25 protein-coding genes and 1 tRNA gene are annotated in these 26,375 nt (G+C 48.4%); 20 read left to right on the forward strand and 6 right to left on the reverse strand.

Features of this window, described 5'->3' with window-relative positions; genetic code table 11:
- Positions 1 to 655: 655 nt before the first annotated feature.
- Complete coding sequence (locus JMX98_RS03920) at positions 656 to 1,435, forward strand: DUF4230 domain-containing protein (RefSeq protein WP_201584841.1); 780 nt, start codon at positions 656 to 658, stop codon at positions 1,433 to 1,435.
- A gap of 17 nt (positions 1,436 to 1,452) precedes the next feature.
- On the opposite strand, the gene JMX98_RS03925 is transcribed toward JMX98_RS03920, so the two are convergent.
- Positions 1,453 to 3,057, reverse strand: coding sequence for a cryptochrome/photolyase family protein (locus JMX98_RS03925; RefSeq protein WP_201584842.1), 1,605 nt, complete (start codon positions 3,055 to 3,057; stop codon positions 1,453 to 1,455).
- A gap of 245 nt (positions 3,058 to 3,302) precedes the next feature.
- Between JMX98_RS03925 and JMX98_RS03930 the strand changes: the two genes are divergently transcribed.
- From JMX98_RS03930 to JMX98_RS03960, 7 genes are all read left to right on the forward strand, one after another.
- Complete coding sequence (locus tag JMX98_RS03930) at positions 3,303 to 3,974, forward strand: phosphoribosylanthranilate isomerase (protein WP_201584843.1); 672 nt, start codon at positions 3,303 to 3,305, stop codon at positions 3,972 to 3,974.
- 164 nt (positions 3,975 to 4,138) lie between these two features.
- The gene (gene trpB / locus JMX98_RS03935; protein WP_227680021.1) at positions 4,139 to 5,413 is read left to right on the forward strand and encodes a tryptophan synthase subunit beta; all 1,275 of its coding nucleotides are present in this window, start codon (positions 4,139 to 4,141) and stop codon (positions 5,411 to 5,413) included.
- Positions 5,414 to 5,543: 130 nt separating this feature from the next.
- Complete coding sequence (gene trpA / locus JMX98_RS03940) at positions 5,544 to 6,368, forward strand: tryptophan synthase subunit alpha (RefSeq protein ID WP_201584911.1); 825 nt, start codon at positions 5,544 to 5,546, stop codon at positions 6,366 to 6,368.
- A gap of 317 nt (positions 6,369 to 6,685) precedes the next feature.
- Positions 6,686 to 7,663 carry an acetyl-CoA carboxylase, carboxyltransferase subunit beta gene (gene accD, locus JMX98_RS03945; protein WP_198336862.1) on the forward strand — a complete coding sequence of 326 codons (978 nt, stop codon included), beginning with the start codon at positions 6,686 to 6,688 and terminating at the stop codon, positions 7,661 to 7,663.
- A 162-nt stretch (positions 7,664 to 7,825) separates the two neighbouring features.
- The gene (folC, locus tag JMX98_RS03950) at positions 7,826 to 9,193 is read left to right on the forward strand and encodes a bifunctional tetrahydrofolate synthase/dihydrofolate synthase (RefSeq protein WP_201584844.1); all 1,368 of its coding nucleotides are present in this window, start codon (positions 7,826 to 7,828) and stop codon (positions 9,191 to 9,193) included.
- A 388-nt stretch (positions 9,194 to 9,581) separates the two neighbouring features.
- Positions 9,582 to 10,844: an SPOR and LysM peptidoglycan-binding domain-containing protein gene (locus JMX98_RS03955; RefSeq protein WP_201584845.1), complete on the forward strand. Its 1,263-nt coding sequence runs from the start codon at positions 9,582 to 9,584 to the stop codon at positions 10,842 to 10,844.
- A 273-nt stretch (positions 10,845 to 11,117) separates the two neighbouring features.
- A complete protein-coding gene (locus tag JMX98_RS03960; RefSeq protein WP_201584846.1) occupies positions 11,118 to 11,648 on the forward strand; it encodes a DUF2726 domain-containing protein in 531 nt (176 codons plus the stop codon).
- A 63-nt stretch (positions 11,649 to 11,711) separates the two neighbouring features.
- On the opposite strand, the gene JMX98_RS03965 is transcribed toward JMX98_RS03960, so the two are convergent.
- The 5 genes from JMX98_RS03965 to gatC all read right to left on the reverse strand — a co-directional run bounded on the left by JMX98_RS03965 (position 11,712) and on the right by gatC (position 16,462).
- Positions 11,712 to 12,647, reverse strand: a complete 936-nt coding sequence (locus tag JMX98_RS03965) for a DUF1853 family protein (RefSeq protein ID WP_201584847.1) — start codon at positions 12,645 to 12,647, stop codon at positions 11,712 to 11,714.
- Positions 12,648 to 12,866: 219 nt separating this feature from the next.
- Positions 12,867 to 12,943, reverse strand: a tRNA-Pro gene (locus JMX98_RS03970).
- 115 nt (positions 12,944 to 13,058) lie between these two features.
- Positions 13,059 to 14,585, reverse strand: coding sequence for an Asp-tRNA(Asn)/Glu-tRNA(Gln) amidotransferase subunit GatB (gatB, locus tag JMX98_RS03975; RefSeq protein WP_201584849.1), 1,527 nt, complete (start codon positions 14,583 to 14,585; stop codon positions 13,059 to 13,061).
- A complete protein-coding gene (gatA, locus tag JMX98_RS03980; RefSeq protein WP_201584851.1) occupies positions 14,585 to 16,081 on the reverse strand; it encodes an Asp-tRNA(Asn)/Glu-tRNA(Gln) amidotransferase subunit GatA in 1,497 nt (498 codons plus the stop codon). The genes gatB and gatA overlap by 1 nt, the downstream gene beginning before the upstream one ends.
- A gap of 66 nt (positions 16,082 to 16,147) precedes the next feature.
- Entirely contained in the window at positions 16,148 to 16,462 is a 315-nt protein-coding gene (gene gatC, locus JMX98_RS03985; RefSeq protein ID WP_105244904.1) for an Asp-tRNA(Asn)/Glu-tRNA(Gln) amidotransferase subunit GatC, read from the reverse strand.
- A 620-nt stretch (positions 16,463 to 17,082) separates the two neighbouring features.
- Here gatC and JMX98_RS03990 point away from each other — a divergent pair.
- From JMX98_RS03990 to rplV, 12 genes are all read left to right on the forward strand, one after another.
- Positions 17,083 to 18,111, forward strand: a complete 1,029-nt coding sequence (locus JMX98_RS03990) for a rod shape-determining protein (RefSeq protein WP_083608617.1) — start codon at positions 17,083 to 17,085, stop codon at positions 18,109 to 18,111.
- 250 nt (positions 18,112 to 18,361) lie between these two features.
- Positions 18,362 to 19,216, forward strand: a complete 855-nt coding sequence (gene mreC / locus JMX98_RS03995) for a rod shape-determining protein MreC (RefSeq protein WP_105244905.1) — start codon at positions 18,362 to 18,364, stop codon at positions 19,214 to 19,216.
- Between the two features lie 74 nt (positions 19,217 to 19,290).
- Positions 19,291 to 19,776 carry a rod shape-determining protein MreD gene (mreD, locus tag JMX98_RS04000; protein WP_201584853.1) on the forward strand — a complete coding sequence of 162 codons (486 nt, stop codon included), beginning with the start codon at positions 19,291 to 19,293 and terminating at the stop codon, positions 19,774 to 19,776.
- A gap of 198 nt (positions 19,777 to 19,974) precedes the next feature.
- A complete protein-coding gene (locus JMX98_RS04005) occupies positions 19,975 to 20,685 on the forward strand; it encodes a Maf family protein (RefSeq protein WP_201584855.1) in 711 nt (236 codons plus the stop codon).
- A 151-nt stretch (positions 20,686 to 20,836) separates the two neighbouring features.
- Entirely contained in the window at positions 20,837 to 22,474 is a 1,638-nt protein-coding gene (locus JMX98_RS04010; protein ID WP_201584856.1) for an Rne/Rng family ribonuclease, read from the forward strand.
- A 466-nt stretch (positions 22,475 to 22,940) separates the two neighbouring features.
- Positions 22,941 to 23,252: a 30S ribosomal protein S10 gene (gene rpsJ, locus JMX98_RS04015; protein WP_010196670.1), complete on the forward strand. Its 312-nt coding sequence runs from the start codon at positions 22,941 to 22,943 to the stop codon at positions 23,250 to 23,252.
- A gap of 47 nt (positions 23,253 to 23,299) precedes the next feature.
- A complete protein-coding gene (rplC, locus tag JMX98_RS04020; protein WP_201584857.1) occupies positions 23,300 to 23,938 on the forward strand; it encodes a 50S ribosomal protein L3 in 639 nt (212 codons plus the stop codon).
- Positions 23,939 to 23,952: 14 nt separating this feature from the next.
- Entirely contained in the window at positions 23,953 to 24,555 is a 603-nt protein-coding gene (gene rplD / locus JMX98_RS04025; protein ID WP_201584858.1) for a 50S ribosomal protein L4, read from the forward strand.
- Positions 24,552 to 24,902 (forward strand): 50S ribosomal protein L23, encoded by a 351-nt coding sequence (gene rplW, locus JMX98_RS04030; protein WP_075102271.1) that lies wholly within the window; start codon positions 24,552 to 24,554, stop codon positions 24,900 to 24,902. Before rplD ends, rplW begins: the two co-directional genes overlap by 4 nt.
- Before the next feature lie 11 nt (positions 24,903 to 24,913).
- Positions 24,914 to 25,744 (forward strand): 50S ribosomal protein L2, encoded by an 831-nt coding sequence (gene rplB, locus JMX98_RS04035; protein ID WP_201584859.1) that lies wholly within the window; start codon positions 24,914 to 24,916, stop codon positions 25,742 to 25,744.
- Between the two features lie 12 nt (positions 25,745 to 25,756).
- Positions 25,757 to 26,032 carry a 30S ribosomal protein S19 gene (gene rpsS, locus JMX98_RS04040; protein ID WP_010196682.1) on the forward strand — a complete coding sequence of 92 codons (276 nt, stop codon included), beginning with the start codon at positions 25,757 to 25,759 and terminating at the stop codon, positions 26,030 to 26,032.
- A 10-nt stretch (positions 26,033 to 26,042) separates the two neighbouring features.
- Positions 26,043 to 26,372: a 50S ribosomal protein L22 gene (gene rplV, locus JMX98_RS04045; protein WP_045446615.1), complete on the forward strand. Its 330-nt coding sequence runs from the start codon at positions 26,043 to 26,045 to the stop codon at positions 26,370 to 26,372.
- Positions 26,373 to 26,375: the final 3 nt, after the last annotated feature.

Consider the following 26,375-nt stretch of genomic DNA (forward strand, 5'->3'; position numbering starts at 1 on the left):
ATGAACTAGGGGTTTCCTAGTAGATAATGTGTCGCAACTGGTCTCTAACCACTAATCGCGGGCAACTACGCTTTTGCGGCCAAGACACTGGTAAACAAGACACTGGTAAAGCAGTATCGTCACAAAACCGCTCTCACAATAAAAGGGCAGATTTGGATTGACGTATCGATAGAGTAGACGGCGACATATCGGAATTGAACAAGTCACCAAACGTGTGATGAAAACCTATCTTGCAAAAAACCTGACCAATAAATCTGTGCCGACATTTTATCAATACAATCTGTCTATGTTAGGTAAAGTTCGCCCAAGACGCAATGACTTTTTGTTTTTTCAGCCGTAACTTCGGTCAAAGAATGGCAGATGATTATTGAGACTCGATTATTTACCAGTGTTAAGCTGATTTATGGCAAATGGCGCGCGTGTTTTTACTCATAATCTGGTCGCAGGTTATGTTGCGTCTTGGTAGCTATTACTTGAAGTAATAGGTGATTAGTAGCATTTATAGACAGACAGGCGGATGAGATAGGTAGGTGGTATCACGCAGCGAGATAAAAGTACGATTTGATAATAGCGAGGCAATAAAAAGCGCTGTTAAGTCGCTGTCGCCAAGAGACTCATCTGATCTATATAACTGATAATACTGAAGGTGGTGTCGATGAATCATCCTGATAATAAAGCGCCTGCGGATAACGCGCGCGACAACAAATATCCAGCGACAAATCCATCAACAAAAAAGCCCATTGCCTTTATGTCGTGGCTGATATTGCTGATTGGTTTGGCCGCGCTGGCATTTGCTATCTATAGTATGCAGCCAGCAAGTGAAGAAGCGCCTATCGAAACCATCAGCCGTGAGGGCGTGGTGACGCAGATTCAGCAGTTAAACCGCCTACAGACAGTCGCCTTTAGTGTCGATACGGTGATTACCAGCGAGCGGCAAGGCAGCTGGATGAAGCTGTGGCAAGATGAACAAAAGGGGCTGTTTATCGCGCGCGGGCGAGTCGATGCAGGGATCGATTTGAGTGCGCTGACGCCTGAGATGGTGCAAGTCATCCAGCCCGATCCAGCGGCTGACAGTGAGGCGCTGCGCAAAGCTGCTCAAAATGACACGCAGGCCACAACTGTCAATACCGCTGCCATGATGCCGCAAATCAATATCACCTTACCGCCGTCAGAGATATTTTCAGTATATCTGGATGATATTGAGATTTATGACTGGCAGACGGGCGCGTTTGGGCTGATGCAGGTCGATCCAAAGATACTTGCGCAAGCACAGACCATGGCAAAAAAAGAAGTGCTAGAGCGTGCCTGCCGCGGTGATGTGATGAATATTGCCTTGCAAAACGCTCAGACGCAGCTGCAGCAGTTATTTGCCATGACGGGCGCGGTGGTTACGGTGACCACCCAAGGCGCGGGCGCGTGTCAGTTGCCCTCGTAGCATGTCAGTCGACTGTATTACGATTTTTTAAACTCAGCAATGGCCAACTGACGAGCCGCTTTATGCTCGACCATCGGCACAGGGTAGGCGATATCAGCAAACTTGCCGCCCTTTGCCAGCTCTTTACGCATCTTGTCCTCACTATGCAAGATGCTGGCAGGAATATCTTTTAATTCAGGTAGCCAAGTTTTGATAAACACGCCATCCTTGTCATGTGTTTTGCCTTGGCTAAAGGGATTCATAATCCGAAAGTAAGGCGCAGAGTCCGTACCGGTTGAGGCGCTCCACTGCCAGCCGCCATTATTAGAGGCAAAGTCGCCATCGATGAGCTGCTGCATAAAATAGCGCTCGCCTAAGCGCCAATCAATCAGCAAGTCTTTGGTCAAAAACATCGCGGTGACCATACGCAGGCGATTGTGCATAAAGCCAGTCGCATTTAGGCTGCGCATCGCCGCATCAACGAGTGGCACGCCTGTCTTGCCAGTACACCATGCCTCAAGGTCATCCTTGTCATACGACCAATCAATCTTCTTATCTGTCTCTTCTTTATAGGCCTTGTGGCGGATAAGAGCCGGCTTGTCCACTAGCACATGGCGATAAAAGTCGCGCCATGCCAGCTCACTTATCCAGCGATTGATGTCTTCATTGTCGCCATCATTGCCGTGTAGTTTTTCTTGCGCTAGGCTTGCCTGTAGATAGCATAATCTAGGACTGATGACGCCAATGGTCAGGTAGGCGGATAGCTGACTGGTGGCCTCGAGGCTAGGCGTATCACGGCTGATATCATAGTCGTCGATGTCGTCGGCAATAAAGTCGTTTAGACGCTGACAGGCAGCTGTTTCGCCTGCAGAGTAGGCGGCGCGGGCTTTTGTTAATTGAGCGTCCATATCGAGATGCTGCGATAAATCAGCCTTTTGTCGTGCGTTTTGATAAGTGCTGACCACCTTGTTACTCAATGCTTCGATGTCTTGTAGTGTGGTGGCTCTGTCTTTTGATAATTTTAGCTTGGTTTTATTATTATTTATGGCGGTGGCTTCATGCATTTGTATGCTGCTGATATCTAAAGTATGCCGCCATTTTTTATAAAACGGGGTAAACACTTGATACATGCTATCGCCATCATTGGTGGTGATACTTTGTGGTGGCAAGATACATTGGTCATGCCAGCGTACAAACTCGATATTGTCTTTTGCTAGCTGCTTTGCTAATTTTTCATCACGGTCGATCTCATTGCCTTCGTACTCATGATTGGCCATGATACAGCGGATATTATTGTCCTGACATAGTATGCTGAGCGCGTCGATACAGTCGGCAAAGCTGGGACAAAGTTGTACCGTCAATGTGATGTTTAGCTGCGCTTGTAGCGCCTTGGCAAGTATGGGCAAGGTGCGGGCGATATGATCCACCTGTACTAAGGAAGTATCGTGCGCATACCACTGCTCTGGCGTCAAAAAAAACACCGCACTGACGCGCGCATGATCTGCCTGCGCTCGCTCGCAAAGTGCCGTCAGCGCTGTATTGTCATGCAGTCGTAAATCTCGGCGAAACCACATTAGATAATGCGGCATATTCATATCCGTATTATCATCGTTATCGCCATTAGCAGACGCAGTCTTAGACATGCAAGTACCCTTATACCAATCAATCGTAATCATAAACAAAACGATGAGTAAAAGTATGCTAGGATAAGTTTTTTGATGCAATGGGTCTGGCAGACAAGTAACAAAACAGCATCATAGCGTCAGGTCGATATAAAAGGGATACAACGAGATTGGGAGCACCAGGCTCTCAGTACAATATACGCTCAGTACAATGGTAGATATTGAACCTATTAAATCTTTTAAGCGTTTCAAATTAAGGTCAGACAATGCAGGTGAAGTTTTGCGGGTTTACCCAGCTCAGTGATGTTCAGACCGCTGTGCAGTTGGGTGTGGATGCGGTTGGTTTGGTGTTTTACCCACCAAGCCCGCGTGCTGTCACGGCCAAACAGGCGCAGGCATTGAGTGCCGCTGTACCGGCGTTTGTCAGTGTCGTGGCACTGGTGGTCAATATGACTCACGATGAGCTGCTGGCGCTGGCAAACCATGTATCTTTTGACATCATTCAATTCCACGGCGACGAAACGCCTGAGCAGTGCCAGCAGCTGGCAAGCGCGGTCAATAAACGCTGGATCAAGGCGCTACGTATCGATGCCGAGCAAGACACGGCAGCTAGCGTGCGCGCGCGTATCGATAGCTTTGCCGCGATGGGTGCCAGTAGTATCTTGCTCGATGCTTATCATCCGCAAAAATACGGCGGTACGGGCGCGCGCTTTGATTGGAGTTTGATACCACAGGGCAGCGCGTTACCGATTGTTTTAGCCGGCGGCCTTGCTGCTGATAATGTCGCAGGCACACTTGATTTACCTATCTATGGCGTCGATGTCAGCGGCGGTATCGAATCTGCTAAAGGCAAAAAAGACGCTGCCAAAATGCGCGCCTTTATGAAGGCAGTCAAACGTGACCGATGGCAAAACGAGACGGTCACTGACGGGCTTTAAGATAATTGCTATATTGGTGTCTATGTGATGTCTATATATTGTTATTTGCTCGTTATTCCGAATTTTTGCTTGTCGCCTAGTTATATGACGATATGGCGGCAAGCCTAGACGCTTTATCTCCTTCACCTTTATATTAAAAGCCCCCACTTATCGTAGGAATTATCATGAGTCATGCCTCAAACAAAGCGCTATCTGATGCTGCAAAATCTATCAATACCTTTACCAATCCAGCAGATGTGCAAGACTTTAATCAATACCCTGATGCACGCGGACACTTTGGTGTCCATGGCGGTCGTTTTGTTTCTGAAACGCTGATGGCGGCATTAGAAGAGCTTGAAACCTTATACACCAAAGTCAAAGCTGATCCGGCTTTTTGGGAAGAATATCACAATGATTTGGTCAATTATGTCGGTCGCCCAACCCCGCTTTATCATGCCAAACGCCTGAGTGATGAGATTGGCGGCGCGCAGATTTATTTTAAACGTGAAGACCTCAATCACACAGGCGCACACAAGGTCAATAATACCATCGGGCAGGCACTACTTGCCAAGATGTGCGGCAAAAAACGCATCATCGCCGAAACGGGCGCAGGACAGCATGGCGTGGCGACAGCGACAATTGCTGCGCGCCTAGGCTTAGAATGCATCGTCTATATGGGCGCTGATGACGTCGAGCGCCAAAAGATGAACGTCTATCGTATGCGCCTGCTTGGTGCGACAGTGGTGCCAGTGACGTCTGGCTCGCGCACTCTCAAGGACGCCATGAACGAAGCGATGCGCGACTGGGTGACCAACGTTGACACCACTTATTACATCATCGGCACCGTTGCAGGGCCGCATCCTTATCCGCTACTGGTACGTGATTTCCAAGCGATTATCGGTAAAGAAGCCCGTATTCAACATTTAGAAAAAACGGGCAAATTGCCTGATGCGTTGGTTGCCTGTGTTGGTGGTGGCTCCAACGCGATTGGGCTGTTTTTTGATTTCTTAAACGATACTGACGTTAAAATTTATGGCGTCGAAGCAACGGGTGACGGTATAGAAACGGGTCGCCATTCAGCGCCATTGGCCGCTGGTCGTATCGGCGTGCTGCATGGCAACCGCACTTACCTGATGGCAGACGATGAAGGTCAAATCCAAGAGACGCACTCTATCTCAGCGGGTCTTGATTACCCTGGCGTCGGCCCTGAGCATAGCTTCTTAAAAGACATGAAACGCGTCGAATATGTCGGTTGCACTGATAAAGAGTCGTTGCACGCTTTTCATGAAGTCACGCGCAAAGAAGGCATCATACCTGCATTAGAGTCTGCGCATGCTGTCGCCTATGCGTTGAAACTGGCGAAAACCATGACCCCTGAGCAGAGCATTGTCGTCAATATGTCGGGTCGCGGTGATAAAGACTTGCATTCAGTGATGAAGGCAGAAGGGATTGCGTTGTAGTGGTGAGCATTGTTTTTGCGACAAACCCACGTTGATGACATACATTGAGTGGCCCTTTGATTGAATGATAAAGCGCCACTGTAGCCAGTTTTTATTAATTTTAGAGACGATTATGACCCGAGTTAAAAGTATGACCCGAATTGAAAGCACTTTTGAAACTTTAAAATCACAAAACAAAAAAGCCCTGATTCCTTATGTGATGGCAGGCGATCCAACACCTGATAACTTTGTCGGCCTCTTGCATGACTTAGTCAAGCATGGCGCGGATATGATCGAAGTGGGTTTGCCGTTTTCTGACCCCATGGCCGATGGGCCAACCGTTGCCTTGGCGGGCGAGCGCGCCTTAGCAGCTGGTACTAGTACGCGTGATGCGCTAAAAATGGTGGCAGAGTTTCGCAAACAAGACACGCAAACGCCAATTATCCTGATGGGTTATCTAAACCCTGTCGAGATCATCGGTTATGATAACTTTGTCACCTTGTGCGAGCAGGCAGGCGTCGATGGTATTTTGATGGTGGATTTGCCGCCAGCGGAGGCGGGAAGCTTTACTCAGCATTTAACTGAGCACGCGATGAATGAGATTTTCTTATTATCGCCCACCACTTTGCCTGAGCGCCGTGAGCAAGTGCTGAACCACTGCGGTGGCTATATTTATTATGTGTCGCTCAAAGGCGTGACGGGCTCAGCGACGCTCGATACCGATGATGTCGCCATTCAGGTACAAGCCATCAAAGCAGAGACCGATTTGCCGGTCTGCGTAGGTTTTGGTATCCGTGATGCGGCCTCTGCCAAAGCGATCGGTCAGCATGCTGATGGGATTATCGTTGGTAGTGCGCTGGTACAAAACTTCGCCGATATCGATGCTAGTGATGCGGCAGCCGTGGCCAATGCTCAACAAAAAATCATGGCAAAAATGGACGAGCTGCGCGGTGCTTTAGACAGTTTGACAGTTTAACGGACGGTATCATAGGTAAGCGGTGAGTTGTTCAAGGTGTCCCTAGGGGTGATGAGCTGAGGCGACGGCGCGCTGGACGAATGACAAGGTTTATCATAACAGGGTTTATAATAACAATGTCTATAAAGACAGCACGAAATGGCTTTGCTAAAGTTAGTTTACGTGTGTAAACTAACCTCACATATAAATTGTGACCGTCTCGCATGAGCGTACCTGCTGATGGCTTATATCATCGAGTGCTGTGACGATTAAATTGATTTTATAAATGGACTCTTAGGGACAAGTAAACGAGCCAACTTGCCTGTAAGCCTTTGATAATGGCGAATACTATGACTGATACAATAACCAAAGCTGATATGACAACTCCAAACAATATCGAAAAAACCGCAACTGACAAACCCAGCGCCGAAAAAAACGGCAATGCTGCTGGCCAATCGTGGTTTAATCGCCCAATACCTGGTATTAAGCAGCAACTGACCGCTCCATTGACTGCGGTTGAGACTGAACCATCGACCAAGTGTAGCAACTGCCACTCGATGATTACCAATACCGCGCTGATTTTTAACTGTTATGTGTGCCCGCATTGTGACCATCATCTACCGATGAGCGCCCGTGAGCGTCTAAACTGGCTGCTCGATCAAGTAGATGGCGAGATGGGGCAAGAGTTCAATGCAAAAGATCCATTGAGCTTCGTCGATAGTAAGCCGTATCCGCAGCGCATGAGCGAAGCACAAGACAAGACAGGCGAGTCTGAAGCGCTGATCGTGATGTATGGCAAGCTGCGCAATCTAGACATTGTCACTTGTGCCTTTGATTTTCGCTTTATGGGCGGCTCGATGGGATCGGTGGTCGGTGATCGTTTTGTACAAGCCGCTGAAAAAGCCCTTGAGGAAAAAATACCACTGGTCTGTTTTGCAGCCTCAGGCGGCGCGCGTATGCAAGAAGGCTTGCTGTCGTTGATGCAAATGGCGCGCACCGCCGCTGCGATTGAGCGCTTGCGATTGGCGGGCGTACCGTATATTGTGGTGTTGACCAATCCCGTCTATGGCGGTGTGACTGCCTCGCTGGCGATGCTAGGAGACATTCATTTGGCAGAGCCAAAAGCGATGATTGGTTTTGCTGGCAAGCGCGTGATCGAGCAGACGGTGCGCGAAACCTTAGAAGAGCCGTTTCAGCGCGCTGAGTTTTTGTTAGAGCATGGGGTGGTGGATGAAGTGGTGCATCGTCATCAGCTGATCGATACCATTTATCGTCTGCTGGCAAAACTGTGTCACGTCACCAATGTGGATGCGTAACGCCGCACCGGTTATGGCGCTTATCGCATAGGCACAGCTACAAAACTGCTCTTAAAAATAGCATTTATCGTCAATCACGGTAAATGCTATTTTTGCTTTTTGGCTGGGTAGTTATATACTGTCTTCAGTTTTTATTTGATTCTTTTTTGATAGGTTTTCTTCATGTCTGACTCCTTAGTTGCTACCTCAAGTACGCCCGATAACCAGTCTAGTTTGACCGAATGGCTCAATTATATGCAGCAGATCCATGTATCGGCGATTGACATGGGGCTGTCGCGCGTGTTGCCAGTGGCTGAGGCGTTAGGCTTGGTACAGTCCGCCAAAAACGATGCTTATGTATTTACTGTAGCGGGCACCAATGGTAAAGGCTCAACGACCGCAGTGATTGCGCAAATGTGCCAAGCGGCAGGGTATAAAACGGCGCTGTATCAATCACCGCATTTAAGCGTTTTTAATGAGCGGGTGCGCATCGATGGCGAGATGGTCAGCGATGAGACCTTAATCAATGCCTTTAGTAAGGTGGAGGCAGCGCGGCTGCAGTGCGATTTGACATTGTCGTTCTTTGAGATGACGACACTTGCTGCATTATTGATATTTGCCGAAGCAAACTGCGCGGTATGGGTATTAGAAGTGGGGCTGGGCGGTCGCTTGGATGTGGTTAATATCATCGATCCTGACATGGCGGTGATTACCAATATCGGTATCGACCATATCGATTGGTTGGGCGACAATGTCGAGGATATCGGACGCGAAAAAGCAGGTATATTGCGTGAGGATATCACGCTGATTTATGGGGCGACTACGATGCCAGATAGCGTGCAGCAGGCGATTGATCAGCACCAAGCGCGCTGCTATCAGGTCGAGCAGGACTTTGCTTACCAAAGCCTCGACTCAGCCACATGGCAGTATAGCAATGCCGCTGTCACGATGCAGCTACCACGCCCAGCATTGTCGCTTATGAACACTGCCAATGCCTTATCGGCTGTGCTAGCCAGTCCATTAGATATCGATATCAGTGCCATCGAGCAGGCGCTGCAGACTGTCAAGCTGGCAGGACGGTTTGATTACCGTCATACCCAGCAGCGTCATTGGCTATTTGATGTGGCGCACAATGAGCAAGGTGTCGAGTTTTTATTGGCGCAGCTTGTACCGCTTTGGCAGCAGCACCTCGCCGAGCAGCACGAGTCTAAAGACAGTCATAGCGGCAGCCAACCTGCCAGCATCAAAATGCTGTTTTCTATGTTAGGTGATAAAGATATCGACCATGTCGTCCAGCGCTTAAGCCAAGCTAGCTTGCCGATCAGCGAGTGGTTTATCGCGGAGATTGACTATCCACGTGCCGCGAGTACCGAGCATTTATACAGCGTCCTGTCTCGCCATGTCGAGCAGACGCAGATACATCAGTTTGGCAGATTAAAAGATGCCACGCAGGCGGTGATGCAAGCGAGCAGCGCACAGGATCTCATCGTGGTGTGTGGCTCGTTTCATACCATCGGTGAGGCATTAGCGGCATTGACCACCGATCAGTGATAATTGATGAAGTGACGACCCGTGATTAATTATAGTCGATACACTGTAAAAATGTCATAGCGCTACTGGGATGCTGTTTTTACACGTAGGTTGCGCAGCCTCTGGGAACGCAGCACGCAAGGAAAATTTATACCAGTAGCGCGTTTAAATCCATAACAGTTTTACATTCAGCTAACTATAAAAGGGCTTTGCTTTCGTGTTACGCTTAGCACAAGTGTGATAGCAGACAGCGCGAAAAATATGCTTTATAATCAAAGTGATTGAAATATAGCGTATAACGCCAAAAAACTGACGGATGGGTAAACTTTTAGAGCCTTGCCCGCCAAGGTCTTAAAGCGATAGCTGCGCCGCTCAATCAACCTTATTACCAACTAAGAGACGTAAACGGATGAACTTTTCGAGACAAGCCTTATTGGGCATTGGGATGATTATCGGCGGTAGCGTGATGCTATACGCTATGGTGCAACAAATCGGCGATAATAGTCAGCCTGCGCCGACCTCAGCGATGGTCGAAAGCTCAAGCACTGAGCAAACCACGCAGCCGCCATTGACAACAGACATCGAAACAGAAAAACGCATCTTGGCACAAAAACAAAAAGAGCGCGCCGCTCGCGTCGCAGAGCAAGAAAGACGTGCTCAGCAGTTTTTGCTTGAGCAAGAAGCCGCTGAAGCTGAAGCACTGGCCAAAGCGCGCGCAGAAAGCCAGCAATATATAACAAATACTACCGCTGCTGATGATAGCGACAGCGCCGCGGCTAAGAAAAAAGACGATACCGCTTCGGCGACAGCAAGCCTTGAAGGTACGGAAAGTTCTGAAAGTGCTGATAGCAATACGGCGCAAGCCGCCGCAGCCGAAAAATTAAAAACTGCCCAGCAGCAAGAAGCCAAACGTCAAGTAGAAGCTGAGCAACCGGCCGCCAAAGAATTGGCACAGCAGCAAAAGCAAGCCAAACGTCGAGCAGAAGCTGAGCGTCAAGCAGAAGCTGAGCGTCAAGCAGAAGCCAAACGTCAAGCAGAAGCTGAGCGTCAGGCTGCCGAGCAGGCCGCTGCAAAAAAGCAAGCGGCTGAAAAAGCTGCGGAAGCCGCCAAAAAAGAGCCGCCCAAATCCCCCACTGACTATGAAGTCAAACGAGGCGACGGCCTGATTAAACTTGCCAGACAGTACAACGTACCGGTGGAAGCGCTGGCTCAGGCAAATAATATGTCACCCTCGACCTCACTGCAGCTGGGTCAGACACTGACTATTCCTTCACGCAAACAAGTACAGCGTCTAGAGCGAGAAGCAGCCGCAGCCGAAAAAGCGCGTGAAGCGCAGCGCAAAAAGGAAGAAGCATTGGCAAAAAAATCAGCAGAGGCCAAACGTGATGCGCAGCAAAAACTGCGTGATGCCCGCCAACAGGTCAAGGAAACCGATGCCAAAGGAAGCTTTGGGGTGCAAGTCGCACTTGCCAATGATCAGGCCAAAGCAGATGAATTGGCCAAAAAGTTTCAGGCAGCAGGGTATCAGGTAAAGACCAGTCCGACCAGTCGCGGTGTCCGCGTCATCGTCGGTCCTGAGCGCGGTAAAGTGGCAGCGCTGGCGCTCAAAGACAAGATCAACAGCGATCCTAAAGTAAACACCACCAGCGCTTGGGTATTATACTGGCGCTAAACCGCGGCTAATGTATCGCCACTGGTAGTGAGTATAGACGCCTTCGCTGTTTCGATGATATGAGAAAACACGACACTAGATGTCGTGTTTTTTGTTTTATTGATTGCTCGGCTGGGTAGGTTTCGCTACCATGCTGCGCATTTATTCTCTTTTTGTATCACCTGTTAGCCTAAAAAGGTTGACCTGCCGTGATTATTCAAATGCCCAGCTGTGCTTGTGAACCGTCGCAGCTGGAACTTGGGTAATCACTTGTTTATTTTATAAGGTAAAACCATGTCGTTTGGCGTTGTATTTTTAATATTGGCCGTTGGGTTTTTAGGGCTAATTACGTTATCAAAACTATCCTCAAAGCGTCAAAGCACCGAGCCTGAGCCAAAGCCTGTGCGCGGTGATGAGTTGGCCATTTGGCCATTTGCACCGACGCCTATCATGACTGATACTGAGGTGATTTTTTTTAAAAAATTAAAAAACGCCTTGCCCGAGTATCACATATTTGTGCAGGTGCAGCTGTCACGAATCATTGAAGCCAATAGCGATGAGACCTCCGAGCGTAGCTTTTGGTTTAACCGCATTTGTCGTCAGAGTGTCGATTATGTCATCGTCGATATCGACGCGCAGACCACCTTAATGGCTATCGAGCTTGATGATTGGACACATAGCAGCAAATCACGCCAAAAAGCTGATGACAAAAAGGACAAAGCCCTTGCTAGCGCAGGTATTCCTATCGTGCGCTTTCACGCTGAGCGTATGCCAAGCGCGGATATGCTCAGATATGAGCTGATGCAGGTGATTGAGACGTACTGATAATGATCGTTGTTGGTCGTGATTAAAGCTGACCTCTCGGATTGAGGGTGCGGGCTACTCACACTACCTCGGATAGATGACAATTGGTCTGTCACCTTCAAAATATAGCCCTGTTTTTGGCAGGCTCTTCTCTGACCAAGCCTGTGCAAGCGCTCGTCTGGCGTAACGGTCATAAAAGCTGCGTTTGGTAAACCACTCAATATAGTGGGCTTGGCGTAGCGAGTTTTTATCGAGATGAGCAAGAGTAGTTTTATCGTTTATATCGCACCATTCATGCATAGGAAATGTCGGCTCTAGCCAGTCAGGATAAGTAAAATCAGTATAATGAACAGGCAAAAAGAAGCGGCCTTTGATAATACCGTAGCGTTTGTCGATTTTTACTTGCCCGTGATCAGCGGTATCGACCCACACAGCGCGGAACTGCTTGGTCTGCATGTGGGTCATTTTGCGCTGTAAGTTATCATTGAAATTGATACCGACCCAGTTTGCAGGCTCAAACGGCGGTGCCCCCATAAAAAACTTGATCGCCAGCTCCCAGTGTTCGGTCAGATTGTCCTGATGATTGTATAAGATCAGATCCAGCTCGCCCGTCGTCTGTTTGCCGTTATATAACTGCACATTGTTAGCAAGCGTCTCGTACGGATGTAATTTGCGCACAAAGCCATCTTCTAGCCAAAATGATAACAATCCCTCAAAGTGAAAACCTAAGCGATTGGGACTGGGACGTGCCAGTAGATATCGCGTCAGCGCCTGATACGCATTGGTGGTATCGAGCTCCTCTAAGCGCGTCTGATATGCTGCAAACTGCTGCTGCCAAAAGTGCGCGCTATGGACCGACACGGTATGTGTGTTCTGATGCGGCGCAACGTCCAACCACTTTGTTAAGACAGTGGGGCAGGCTAGCACATAAGCCAAATCGCGCACATAAGGGCGCCGATAGGCTTCCCACGGTGCGGTATGTAGATAAGTAGACGGGCCATGAGCCGTCGGCTCGATCATAGGATAAACCATCATTACAGTGTACGTTTACCCTAGCGGCTCATGTACCAAAAGTCTATAGTCAATCGATGACGTATTATAAGTCTAAAGTGTTTGTCATCAATGAAGCGCTGAGCGCAATGACGAAGGCATCTTTGTAGTATTTGGTAAGCAGCCATTAACCATAAAAAAAGCCAACCATTAATAGCAATGGTTGACTTTTTCTTTAACTACGATGTTTGGTCGGAACGGCAGGATTTGAACCTGCGACCACCACACCCCCAGTGTGGTGCGCTACCAGACTGCGCTACGCCCCGAATGACTGACTATTTTACGCAAAATTAGGCATATTGCAAGGGCTATTTATCTTGCTACCCATTTGTCCCAAAATTTGACATATCCATAGCCAGTATGAGCGCCATATTAGCAGGGCTATCCCAGCAGCTCTTTTAAAATTTGGTTGACTTGCTGCGGGTTGGCGCTACCGCGGCTGGCTTTCATCACTTGCCCGACCAGACCATTAAAGGCTTTTTGCTTACCGCCTTTATACTCATCTACCATCGTTTGGTTGTTGGCGATGACCTCTTCGACCATGGCTTTGATAGCGCCAGTGTCCGTTTCTTGTTTTAGGCCCTTTTCTTCGATGATTTTATCTGCCGCATCATCGCCGTCGCCGCCTTCGCGCTCATATAAGGCACTAAAGACTTTTTTGGCCAATTTGCCAGATAGCGTATCGTCTTTGATACGAGCCAGCATACCAGCCAATTGTTTGGCGCTGATAGGGGAGTGGGTGATGTCTTTATCGTCTTTGTTGAGGGCGCCGAGCAAGTCGCCCATCACCCAGTTGGCTGCCATTTTGGCATCTTGCTGGCCGACTTCTGCCACCACAGCTTCGAAATAATCAGCAAGCTGACGGCTGCCTGTTAGGATGCGCGCATCGTATTCTGACAGACCAAGCGCTACCTCAAAACGGCCACGGCGAGCCACAGGCAGCTCAGGCATGGCAGCACGAATGCTGTCAATCGAATGCTGCTCGATACGGACAGGCAGTAAGTCAGGGTCAGGGAAATAACGATAATCGTTGGCGTCTTCTTTGGTGCGCATGGTGCGGGTTTCATCGCGCTCAGGATCATAGAGCATCGTTGCCTGCACGACTTTACCGCCGTCTTCGATGATGTCGATTTGACGTTCAATTTCGCGGTTGATGGCGCGCTCGATAAAACGGAACGAGTTTAGGTTTTTAAGCTCAGTACGGGTACCGAGCTCGCTGCCAGGTTTGCGCACAGAGACGTTACAGTCACAGCGGAATGAGCCTTCTGCCATGACCGCATCCGAGATACCCAGCCAAGTGACCAGTTGATGAATGGCCTTGATATAAGCCAGCGCTTCATCCGCTGAGCGCATGTCAGGCTCAGAGACGATTTCGATGAGCGGCGTACCCGCACGGTTGAGATCGACACCCGTCATGCCATCGACGGCATCGTGGACTGATTTACCCGCGTCTTCTTCTAGGTGCGCGCGGGTGATACCCATCCGTTTTGGGTATTCGTTTTTTTCGCCTTCATTGACCACCACATCGATATAGCCGGTACCCACGATAGGGTTGGCCATTTGGGTGATTTGATAGCCTTTGGGCAAATCAGGATAAAAGTAGTTTTTGCGATCAAAGGTGTTAAAAAGACCCAGCTCGGCATTGACGCCCATACCGAACTTCAGTGCGCGCTCGACCACGCCAGCGTTGAGTACCGGTAGCACGCCAGGTAAGCCTAAATCGACGATGTTGGCTTGGCTGTTTGGCTCGTGGCCGAAGTCAGTTGGGGCGCTAGAGAAAATTTTACTGTCAGTGTTTAGCTGGCAGTGAATCTCAATGCCGATGACCACTTCGTAACCATCAACAAACAATTCGGGACGAACGCTGTCGTTATGAGCGGTATTCTCAGTCGTAGTAGCTGTGTTCATTATACCGTCTCCTTTGCGACGAGTGAGTGTTGTAGATGATGATCGGTATGCTGCTGAAACAGATGAGCGGTCGTTAGCAGCTGACTTTCTTGCCAGTGCTTACCAATTAACTGTAAACCGATCGGCAGACCGTCTGAGGTCAAACCAACGGGCTGACTAAGTGCAGGCAGACCCGCTAGGTTGACTGCGATGGTATACACGTCGCCTAGGTACATGGTCGCAGGGTCGAGGTCTTCTGCCAGCTTATAAGCTGCGGTCGGCGCGGTGGGACTGGCGATGACGTCACAATTGGCAAAAGCATCATCAAAGTCTTTGACAATTAAGCGGCGCACTTTTTGCGCTTTGGTGTAGTAAGCATCGAAATAGCCTGCCGATAGTGCATAAGTACCAGTGAGGATACGGCGCTGTACTTCAGGGCCAAAGCCTTCAGAGCGTGAGCGCGTATATAGGTCAATCAGATCTTTTGGTGCTTCACAGCGATAGCCAAAGCGCACGCCATCAAAGCGTGATAGGTTGGAAGACGCTTCGGCAGGGGCAAGCATATAGTAAGTGGCCAACGTGATATCAGGATCGGTGATATTGACCTCGACGATGGTCGCTCCCAGCTCTTCGTATTTTTTGAGTGCGGCACGGGCGGCTTGTTCGACTTCGCGATCGAGGCCTTTGCTAAAGTACTCTTTAGCGACACCGATACGTAGTCCTGCAAAGGGCTTGTCGCCTGCAGCGGCCTCTGCATCATGGATGTCTTGTACATAATCTGGCATGTCGTGCTTGATGGAGGTGGCATCGCGCGGATCATGACCGATCATCGGCTGCAGCAGATAGGCACAGTCTTTGGCGCTTTTGCCCATGCTGCCGGCTTGGTCGAGACTTGAGGCATAGGCAATCATGCCAAAGCGTGACACACGGCCATAAGTGGGCTTGATGCCGGTGAGGCCACAAAACGAAGCGGGCTGACGAATCGAGCCGCCCGTATCACTACCGGTCGCCACAGGCACAAAACCGGCGGCGACAGCGGCTGCACTACCACCAGATGAGCCGCCAGGGACGCGTTCCAAATTCCATGGGTTTTGTACTGTGCCATAGTAAGAGCTGCTGTTGTCCGAGCCCATTGCAAACTCATCCATATTGAGCTTGCCTAGGCTGATCATGCCCGCTTTTTCGATATTGGTCACGATGGTGGCATCATAAGGCGAGACAAAATTGTGTAGCATCTTTGAGCCACAAGTGGTCAGCACGCCTTGGGTACAAAAAATGTCTTTATGCGCCATGGGCACGCCAAGCAGGCGGCGTTTATCGCCTTGGGCGCGCATCTCGTCCGCAGCTTTCGCTTGCGCGCGCGCCGTCTCAGCGGTGTGGGTGATAAAGCTGTTGATCTTAGTATCTAGGGCGTCGATACGTTTGATATAGTGTTCGGTTAATTCTGCGCTGCTAAACTGTTTTTCTTGCAAGCCTGTAATCAGCTGCTCGGTACTTAATAGATGAATCTCAGACATAGGGTGTCGTCCGTCAAAGTGTTAATAGCATAAAATAAGATAAAGCCAATAAAGTCATGCAAGTCGTTATTCAATCACTTGTGGCACCAGATATAGGCCGTCTTCGACTGCTGGTGCGACCGATTGATTGCGCGTGCGATCGATATCATGTTTGGCGACGTCAGCACGCAGCTCTTGGCAGGCTTCATGGATGTTTGATAAAGGCTTGATGCCTGCGGTGTCGACATTGCTTAGCGTGTGCATCAGTTTTAACACTTTGCTGATGTCGTCCGCATAGCTGCTCGCCGTGCTGTCATCCACGCCCAAACGGGCAAGGTTGGCAACTTCTAAGATTTCTTCACGGCTGACGTTGTTGTCAGACGTTGCTGGTTGCTGTGACATAGTTTCTCCAATGAAGGACAGTTTTGGTTAGTGTCAATTTGGGTGGTGTCAAGACGTGACCACTAAAAATAAGAGGATTGCTAAATAAGATTGTATCTTGAGTTGGCTTATTATAAAGCATCTGGCCTAAGTTTACAGAGCACAGCATTTGATTAATGCATAATATCAACCAAGTTAAAATGATTTACAAAACTGACCGTATAGTTAGTGTTTCATTTTTAAATGCTCACCCATTGTTCGCTGAAATACGTTACAGTATGCACCTGCTACTGAGCAAAATCATCATCTGTCTGTAGCGCCTTGTTAGTTATTGAATTAAATGGTCTTTCATGAAGTCAAATGGTCTTGCTGACGATTTCAAACTTTGTAACAACTTTTAGCATTTAGGACCAAAATCCTGACTTACTGACGCAAATATCTGTGTTTTTTTTGAGCCAAATCGGTATAATTTGCCTCAGTTTTTTCATTTCATTATTATTGCTTAGGTTTGACTTGTTGCGAGGTTCAATTTTCGCCACAGGTAATGTCTATCGACGACCTGCTCAACACTGACGAGAAACGCCTCAGTCACTCTCATTCGCCTCATTCGCCTCATTTGTAATACGCTGGAAATATTAGTCATGAACCTGTTTGGATTTTTATCAAATAATATCGCTATCGACCTCGGTACTGCGAACACCCTCATTTTTATTCCTAATAAAGGCGTCGTGCTTGACGAGCCTACGGTGGTCGCGCTACGAAGTAATCGTACTCAAAACCCTACCGTCGCCGCTGTTGGTATCGATGCCAAGCAGATGCTAGGTCGTACACCTGCCAACATCACCGCCATTCGTCCACTAAAAGACGGGGTGATTGCAGACTTTGAGGTGACCCAAAAAATGCTAAAGCACTTTATCACTAAGGTAAAAGCCAAGCGTTTTATGGCGGAGCCAAATGTGGTGGTATGTGTGCCATGCAAGTCTACTTTGGTAGAACGTAAAGCGATACGTGAGGCGGTGTCATCAGCGGGCGCCAATAAAGTATTGCTGCTTGAGGAGCCAATGGCAGCAGCAATCGGTGCTGGCATGCCTGTCCATGAAGCCAGCGGTTCGATGGTGGTGGATATCGGTGGCGGCACCACTGAGATTGCCGTGATTGCATTATCAGGCTGCGTCTATGCCGAGTCGATTCGTATCGGCGGCGATATGTTTGATGAGGCCATTATCACCCACGTACGCCGTACCCATGGCTGCGTCATCGGTGAGACGACGGCTGAGCGTATCAAACAAGAAGTGGGCTCGGCACTGAACGAAGACAGCCAGCTAGAGGTAGAAGTACGTGGTCGTAGCATGGCAGAGGGTGTGCCAAAGACCTTTACCGTCAATTCAGAAGAAGTACAAAAAGCTCTTAGCGATCCATTAAGCGGTATCGTCAGTGCAGTCAAAGCAGCACTCGAGCAAACGCCACCTGAGCTATCATCAGACATCGCTGAGCGCGGTATTGTCTTGACAGGGGGCGGTGCGCTATTACGTGATTTAGACAAGCTTATCTCCAAAGAGACCGGTCTACCAGTGACAGTCGCCGAAGACCCATTGACCTGCGTGAGCCGCGGCGGTGGTATTGCGCTTGATTTTATCAATAACAAAAGCCTAAACATGATTTTTGTCTAAACAGCTTTAGCAGGCGCATGGCTGGGGTGGTACTAGTCGTGCGCTGATGAGGGCGGTAGAGCGCGTGGCAGTATCCATCATGTTCAAAAGACCCTAATAAGGGTATCGCTTTATAGTGAAGTGAAAAAAGGTGAAAGTAAGGTGGCCAGATGCGCGGCCTGTCATCTCAGTAATAAGTACAAAGTACGCTCAAGCCATGAAAAGCAAGGCCATATCCTTGCTTATTTTAAAATTGCTAATTAGACCTCTTATGATTCCAAGTATTTTTGCCCGTCAGCCGTTATCACTTCGTAAGACTGCCATTGTATTGATAGTCGCTTCGATACTGATGTGGTTTGATAGCAAAAACGCAGAGTGGTTTAACCCTGTCCGTAATACCAGCCATGCCGCCATGCAGCCCATCTATCAGCTGTCACTGTTGCCAAGTTATGCTCAGCACTGGGCTAGTGGTAGTTTGCAGTCCAAAGAAGCCTTGCGCCGCGAAAACATGCAGCTAAAATCACAGCTGATCCACGCGCAGGCCAAGCTGCAGCAGCAAGACTATATTTTGGCACAAAACGCTCGCTTGCAAGGCATTTTGTCGACCACCAAGCCTGAGCAGTTTGATCTTAATTTGGCGCAAGTGATTGGTACCGACACCAACTTGCTCAGGCAAATTGTGGTCATCAATAAAGGCGCGCAAGATGGCGTACAGGTGGGTCAGACGGTCATCGACGAAGATGGTATTTTGGGGCAAATCATCAATGTCTATCCCAACACCAGCCGATTGCTACTAATCACCGATGAGCAGCAGTCTGTGGCGGTGACGGTCAAACGTACCGGTCAGCGTGCCATCGTGACAGGCAAAGGCATCCCGACGTCTTTGAGCTTGGATTATGTGTTTAAAACCTCAGATGTGCGGGTGGGGGATGAGCTGGTGTCGTCAGGGTTGGGTGGCCGTATCCCAGCAGGGTATCGCGTTGGCCGTATCGCTCAGATCGAGGACACGCAGGCGGATAACTTTAGAAGCATCGAGGTCACACCCACTGCCAATTTTATTGACAATGCCTATGTACTGATATTGCAAGACAAGCTGATCAATAAAAACAATACCGTCATCAATTAGCCATCGCCTAAGCCTAAGAAAGTATCTCATCGTTTGGCGTTTGCAGCCGCTACGTCTCATTAAGGTAAGTGCTCATGTCGTATCCTGATTCTGAGAATGAAACAGTACTGCTGATTGCTGTCATTATTGTCAGTATCGTCGTGGCCTCATCCCTCAATGTCTATCCATTAAGCCCCAGTATGGCCACCTTGCGACCCATGGTCATGATTATGGTGCTGATTTTTTGGCTGTTGTTTCAGCCGCGCTATGTCGGTATCTTTACTGCCTTTACGGTGGGTATCATTGCCGATTTGTTGATGGATACCCATTTAGGTCAGCAAGCCTTTGCTGCTGTGCTGGTCGCTTTTGTTATCAAAGTCACCAGTATTTATGTCAGACAATTAAATACATGGAGCGCGTGGCTACTTGCCAGTCTTAGTTTGCTGATCTTTCAGTTGACGCTGTGGATATTGCAAATGTTTATCCAAAATGTGTTTGTCGCTCAGTCCGCTTTGTCATTAGTCATGAGTATTCTTAGCTGGCCTTTGGTGCTTTTGGTGCTACGTAAGTTTGCGCGTTGATACGTTGATACTGACGCATCCATGAGCGAGTCGATCACCCTATAAGACAAGCGTGCTCACTGTGCTTGCTGCTAGCAAAATATGCCCTCATGAAATGTTAAAACAAATCAACATGACCGTATTTATGACCTTATCTGCAAGCGTTGTCAGCCCACAAGTTTATACAATCAGACAAATTTATATAATAAGAGATGAATAATGGATATTATTTTAGCGTCCGGCTCACCGCGTCGTCGTGAGCTGTTGTCTAGAGCGCAGCTGGACTTTACGGTCATGAGTGTCGATATCGACGAAACCCCGCATGCCAATGAATCCCCCAAAGACTATATCGAGCGCATGGTCGCGACCAAAGCCACCGCCGCGGTACAGCAGCTAAATGCTAACAGTAGGGAAGAGAATGTGGATAAAGACGTTGAGCCGCGTCTGGTGTTAACAGCCGATACCATCGGTGTCCTAGCAGACGGCAAAACGGTGCTGGTCAAGCCTACAAGCCGTGAGCAGGCGTATGAGATGTGGCAGCAGATGTCTGATACGGCGCATGAAGTATGGACAGCGGTGCAAGTGACCCTTATCGCCCGCTCTGCTCATCTGGTGCCCTGCGATAACGCCGCTGCGCATGCAACAGCCGCCCATGCACTCAAGCAGCCTGCATGGCAGGTCGTTTCTCAGCAGCAGCTCACGGAGCGCACAGCGGTGACCTTTATCCCCTTAACGGCGCAGATGATGAGTGAGTATTGGGACAGCGGCGAGCCTCAAGACAAAGCAGGAGGTTATGGCATTCAGGGGTTAGGCGCTGCTTGGGTGAGCCGTATCAACGGTAGCTATACCAATGTCGTCGGCTTGCCACTTGCACAAACGTTGGCTCTGATCAATACCGTCAGCCAACACAGTAGTGCAAGCGTGTCGTGATAATCAGCTACTGAGTTGTTTTTTACGCACACTTTTTTCCACATAATGACACGCTAGGATAATGGGCAAGCACAAGGCGCATTTGTTACACTGTAAGCTTAACAGGCGATGAACGTCGAATAAGAAAGCTGAGAGATAAGAGAAAAATATTATGTCCGAAGAGCTGCTGATTAATATTAGTCCAATGGAGTCGCGTGTCGCCGTGCTAGACAACGGCATTTTGGGCGAGATTTATATTGAGCGTCATCATAAATTGGGGTTGGTGGGCAATATTTATTTGGGTACAGTGGTGCGGGTCCTGCCAGGTATGCAGGCCGCTTTCGTTGATATCGGTCAATCACGCACAGCGTTTTTACACGTCAACGATATGCAGCGCGAGCCGCGTCCGGCAGTAGATAAGACAAACGCAATAGCCAAAGATAGTCATGCCCAAGCTGGCACTACTGTCGATGGTATGGCCAATGAGCGCGCGATTAGCGATGATGGCGTGATTGGTGGGACGGACGATCTAGCAGTGAAGCCGCCTGGGGTCGAGGTACAGAGTACAGAGGTCGTACCAGCCGCCAAGACCTTGATTCAGCACCGTTTGCATGAGGGCCAACGTATCCTTGTGCAAGTGACCAAAGATCAGCTCGGCAGTAAAGGCGCGCGCTTGACCACCAATATCTCGCTGCCTTCACGTTATTTGGTTTATCTACCATCGAGCGACCATATCGGCATCTCACAGCGTATCGATGGCGCTGATGAGCGCATGCGTCTAAAAACCGAGCTAACCTGTCTGATGCAGACAGTCAATCTCAAGGGCGGCCTGATTGCACGTACGGCCGCTGAGCGTGTACCAGTCGCAAAACTAGAAGAAGACATCTACTATCTGTTGCAGTTATGGCGAACGATCTGCGCACGCCGTCAAGAGATCAATCATCATCAAAGCTCAGAGCTTATCTATCAAGAATTATCCTTACCGCTACGCTCGATACGCGACTTGGTACATAGTGATACCGAAAAAGTCGTCATCGATAATAAGCAGGTGTATGAGCAAGTCAGATACTTTGCCAAAGAGTTTGTCCCCTTTATCTATGATCGCATCGTTCACTACACGGCAGAGCAATCACTGTTTGATGTGCATCGAGTCGAAGATGATCTGCGAGATGCGCTCAAACGCCGTGTCGATCTCAAATCTGGCGGCTATTTGATTATCGATCAAACCGAAGCCATGACGACCATCGATGTCAATACCGGCTCTTTTGTCGGTGGTCGCTCATTAGAGGATACGGTCTATAAGACCAATCTTGAAGCCACCCATGCCATCGCCCGCCAACTACGACTGCGCAATCTGGGCGGTATTATTATCCTCGACTTTATCGATATGCTCGAGCAGCAGCACAAAGATGACGTATTGACCAGTCTGCAAGAGCAGTTGGCGCAAGATTATGCTAAGACCAAAATCACCCAAGTCAGTGAGCTGGGGTTGGTTGAAATGACGCGCAAACGTACCCGTGAATCGCTGGGGCAGCAGCTCTGTGAGCCGTGCTCTACCTGCCAAGGTCGCGGCTTTGTTAAGACCGCTGAGACCGTCTGCTTTGAGATTTTCCGCGAAATCATGCGCTGCGCTCGCACTTATAACTCTCCAAAAAAGTTTACCGTGGTGGCTCATGCCGCTGTGATCGATTTACTGCTCACCTCAGAATCAGATACCGTCGCTGATTTGGAGTATTTATTGGGTCGGGTTATCACCTTCGATGTCGAAAACCTCTACACTCAAGAGCAGTATGATATCGTTTTAGACTAGCGAGTGAATTGAAGACACACCCTAAAATAACAGCCATTATTGAGAGGTTTTATTGATGTTTTATCAGGGTGTAAAAGAGACTTCAATAAAAATATTATCGATAAAAACGCTTGTTTATAAAGAGTAAAATCTCAAGCGCCCATTGATATTACTCTTGCAATGACCAAAATTCTATGTATAATACACACCACTGAATTATATATGCGCAGCCAATAAAACAGCTGGCGCTATGACAGCTAGAGCATCGTTTCTAGCACTATTTCATTATGCCTTTGCTGACATCCATAAAAGTGGAAGGGTCGGCGGGGCTTTAAATTATTTTGCTTTTAGCACGCTGCTGGTTCTCTCGAAGAACAGATTCTGCAAAGAATGGGAAGCCGCTTGAAGTAAATCTTTAACCAAACGGCTTTTGATCATAGTCTTGCAGCGCAAGAATGACAAAGGCACATATTAGGAGCTTGCTGGCATGGCTAACCAGAGAATCCGTATCCGTCTCAAGTCATTTGATCATCGTCTGATTGATCAGTCGGCCCAAGAGATTGTCGATACTGCAAAGCGCACCGGTGCGCAAGTTTGTGGTCCTGTACCGTTGCCGACTCGCATTGAGCGTTTCAACGTTCTAACCTCACCACACGTCAACAAAGACGCACGTGACCAGTACGAAATTCGTACCCACAAGCGTATGGTTGATATTGTTCAGCCTACTGACAAAACTGTGGATGCGCTAATGAAGCTTGATTTAGCGGCGGGTGTTGACGTTCAAATTGCTTTGGGTTAATGCAAAACACACCCAACCCATTAATATAAGATATAAAGAGGTCTAAAATGGCGATCGGTTTAGTCGGTAAAAAATGCGGCATGACCCGTGTCTTCACTGAAGCAGGCGCATCTATCCCTGTCACAGTGGTTGAGGTCGATGCAAACCGCATTACTCAAGTAAAAAATACTGATGTAGATGGTTATCAAGCCATCCAAATCACCACAGGTACCCGTCGTGACAGCCGCGTAACGGCCGCACAAAAAGGTCACTTCGCGAAAGCTGGCGTTAAAGCTGGCCGTGGTGTTTGGGAATTTCGTGTCAATGATAGCGAACTTGAAGGTCGTGAGATTGGCGGTGAGATCCTAGCTGACTTGTTCGAGCAAGGTCAGATGGTTGATGTCACAGGACAAAGTAAAGGTAAAGGCTTTCAAGGCGGCGTAAAGCGTCACAACTTTAGCATGCAAGATGCGACTCACGGTAACTCAGTATCTCACCGTGCCCTTGGTTCAACTGGTCAGAACCAGTCACCAGGTAAAGTATTCAAAGGCAAAAAGATGCCAGGTCAAATGGGTAACAAGCGCGTTACCGTTCAGGGCCTAGAAGTGATATCAGTGGATGCCGAAAAAGGGTTACTTGTCATCAAGGGTGCTATCCCAGGTGCCACCGGTGGCGATGTCATCATACGTCCGTCAGTCAAAGCCTAAGCAAGGGGATTAACGTGGATTTAAAAACAGTTACAGGTGCGGCGGTTGAGCTTTCTGATACGGCTTTTGGTCGTGAATTCAACGAAGCATTAGTGCATCAGGTCGTCACCGCATATCTTGCAGGTAGCCGTCAAGGTACACGTGCGCAAAAAACCCGTGCCGAAGTTTCTGGCGGTGGTATCAAGCCATGGCGCCAAAAAGGTACTGGTCGCGCTCGTGCAGGCTCTATTCGTAGCCCAATCTGGCGTTCAGGTGGTCGTGCATTTGCTGCAAAACCACAAGATTGGTCACAGAAAGTAAACCGTAAAATGTATCGCGGTGCGATGCAGTGTATCCTAGCCGAATTGATTCGCCAAGAGCGTTTGATTTTGGTAGAAGAGCTAAGCGTTTCTGAGCCAAAGACCAAAGAGCTGGTTGCAAAGTTAAATGAGCTTAATGCACCTCGTGCACTCATCGTCACCAAAGAAGTTGACGAAAATTTATACTTAGCCGCTCGCAACATTCCACACGTCAATGTACTTGGTACAAACGAAGTGGATCCAGTGAGTTTGATCGCATTTGATAAAGTGATCATGTCAGTTGAAGCTGCGAAACAATTTGAGGAAGCACTAGCATGAATAACGCAAGACTTTATCAGGTCTTAAGAGGGCCTGTATTCTCAGAAAAATCTCAAATGCTTGGCGACTCACTTGGTGTGCAGGTATTTAAAGTTGACTCTAACGCTACTAAGCTAGAAGTCAAAAAAGCAGTTGAGATGATGTTCGAAGGTGTTGAAGTTACTAAAGTGAACACTTTGAATGTTAAAGGTAAGACAAAGCGTTTTGGTAAGAGTATCGGCCGTCGTAACGACTATAAAAAAGCCTATGTTACCTTAAAAGCTGGTCAAGATGTACAAATGGCTGATGCTGGTGAAGAAGTTGCAAACGCGACTGATTCTACTAGTGAAACAGCGAACAACGAATAAGGATTACACTCATGCCTATCGTAAAAGCAAAGCCAACATCACCAGGCCGTCGTTTTGTTGAAAAAGTGGTGCATCCACACCTTTACAAAGGTCGTCCTTATGCAGCGCTTGTCGAATCAAAAAGTAAGTCAGGTGGTCGTAACAATAACGGTCGTATAACCACTCGTCACGTTGGTGGTGGTCATAAGCATCATTATCGTGTTATCGATTTCAAACGTACTAAAGACAATATCCCAGCTGTGGTTGAGCGTATCGAATACGATCCTAACCGTACTGCTCATATTGCACTACTTAAGTACGCTGATGGCGAACGTCGTTATATTATTGCACCAAAGAAACTAGCTGCTGGCGATACTGTACAGTCAGGCGAAACTTCTCCAATCCGCCCAGGTAACTGCTTACCGCTAAAAAATATCCCATTGGGTACTGTGATTCACAATATCGAGCTTAAAATCGGTAAAGGTGCACAGATTGCTCGCTCTGCGGGTGCAAGCGTACAGCTACTAGGCCGTGATGGTATCTACGCAATTCTACGTCTACGTTCAGGAGAGACTCGCCGTGTACACGTGAACTGCCGTGCGGTTATCGGTGAAGTATCTAATACTGAAAATAACTTGAAATCACTTGGTAAAGCCGGTGCTTCACGTTGGCGCGGTGTTCGTCCTTCAGTTCGTGGTGTTGCTATGAACCCGGTTGATCACCCACATGGTGGTGGTGAAGGTCGTAACAAAGGTCGCCATCCTACTAGCCCTTGGGGTCAGAAGTCTAAAGGACTTAAAACGCGTCACAATAAGCGTACTGACAGTATGATCATCCGTCGCCGTCGCGCCAAGAAGAAATAAAGGAAGAATTTCATGCCTCGTTCATTGAAAAAAGGTCCATTCATAGACGCGCATTTGTTTGCCAAAGTTGAGAATGCATTAGACACCAACTCTCGCAAGCCAATTAAGACTTGGTCGCGCCGCTCGATGATTCTGCCACAAATGGTTGGCCTAACTTTATCTGTTCACAACGGCCGTACTCACGTACCGGTTATCGTAAGCGAGCAGATGGTTGGTCATAAACTAGGTGAATTTGCCCCGACTCGTACATATCGTGGTCATGGCATTGACAAAAAAGCTAAGAGATAAGGTGCTTACCATGGAAGTAACTGCAAAATTACGCGGTGCCGCCATATCGGCACAAAAAGTTAGACTCGTTGCTGATGAAGTTCGTGGCAAATCGATTGAGCGTGCTTTGGATATCCTAACGTATAGCAACAAAAAAGGCGCTGTCTTTGTTAAGAAATGCCTTAACTCAGCCATCGCCAATGCCGAACACAACAATGGCTTAGATATCGATACTTTAAAAGTATCAACTATCTACGTTGATGAAGGCATCACGCTAAAACGTATCCTACCACGTGCTAAAGGTCGCGCTGATCGTATCAGTAAGCGTACTTGTCACATCACTATAAAGGTAGGAGAATAAGTT

Origin of the sequence: Psychrobacter sp. HII-4, assembly GCF_904846595.1 — a bacterium.
In the GTDB taxonomy this organism is placed as follows: domain Bacteria; phylum Pseudomonadota; class Gammaproteobacteria; order Pseudomonadales; family Moraxellaceae; genus Psychrobacter; species Psychrobacter celer.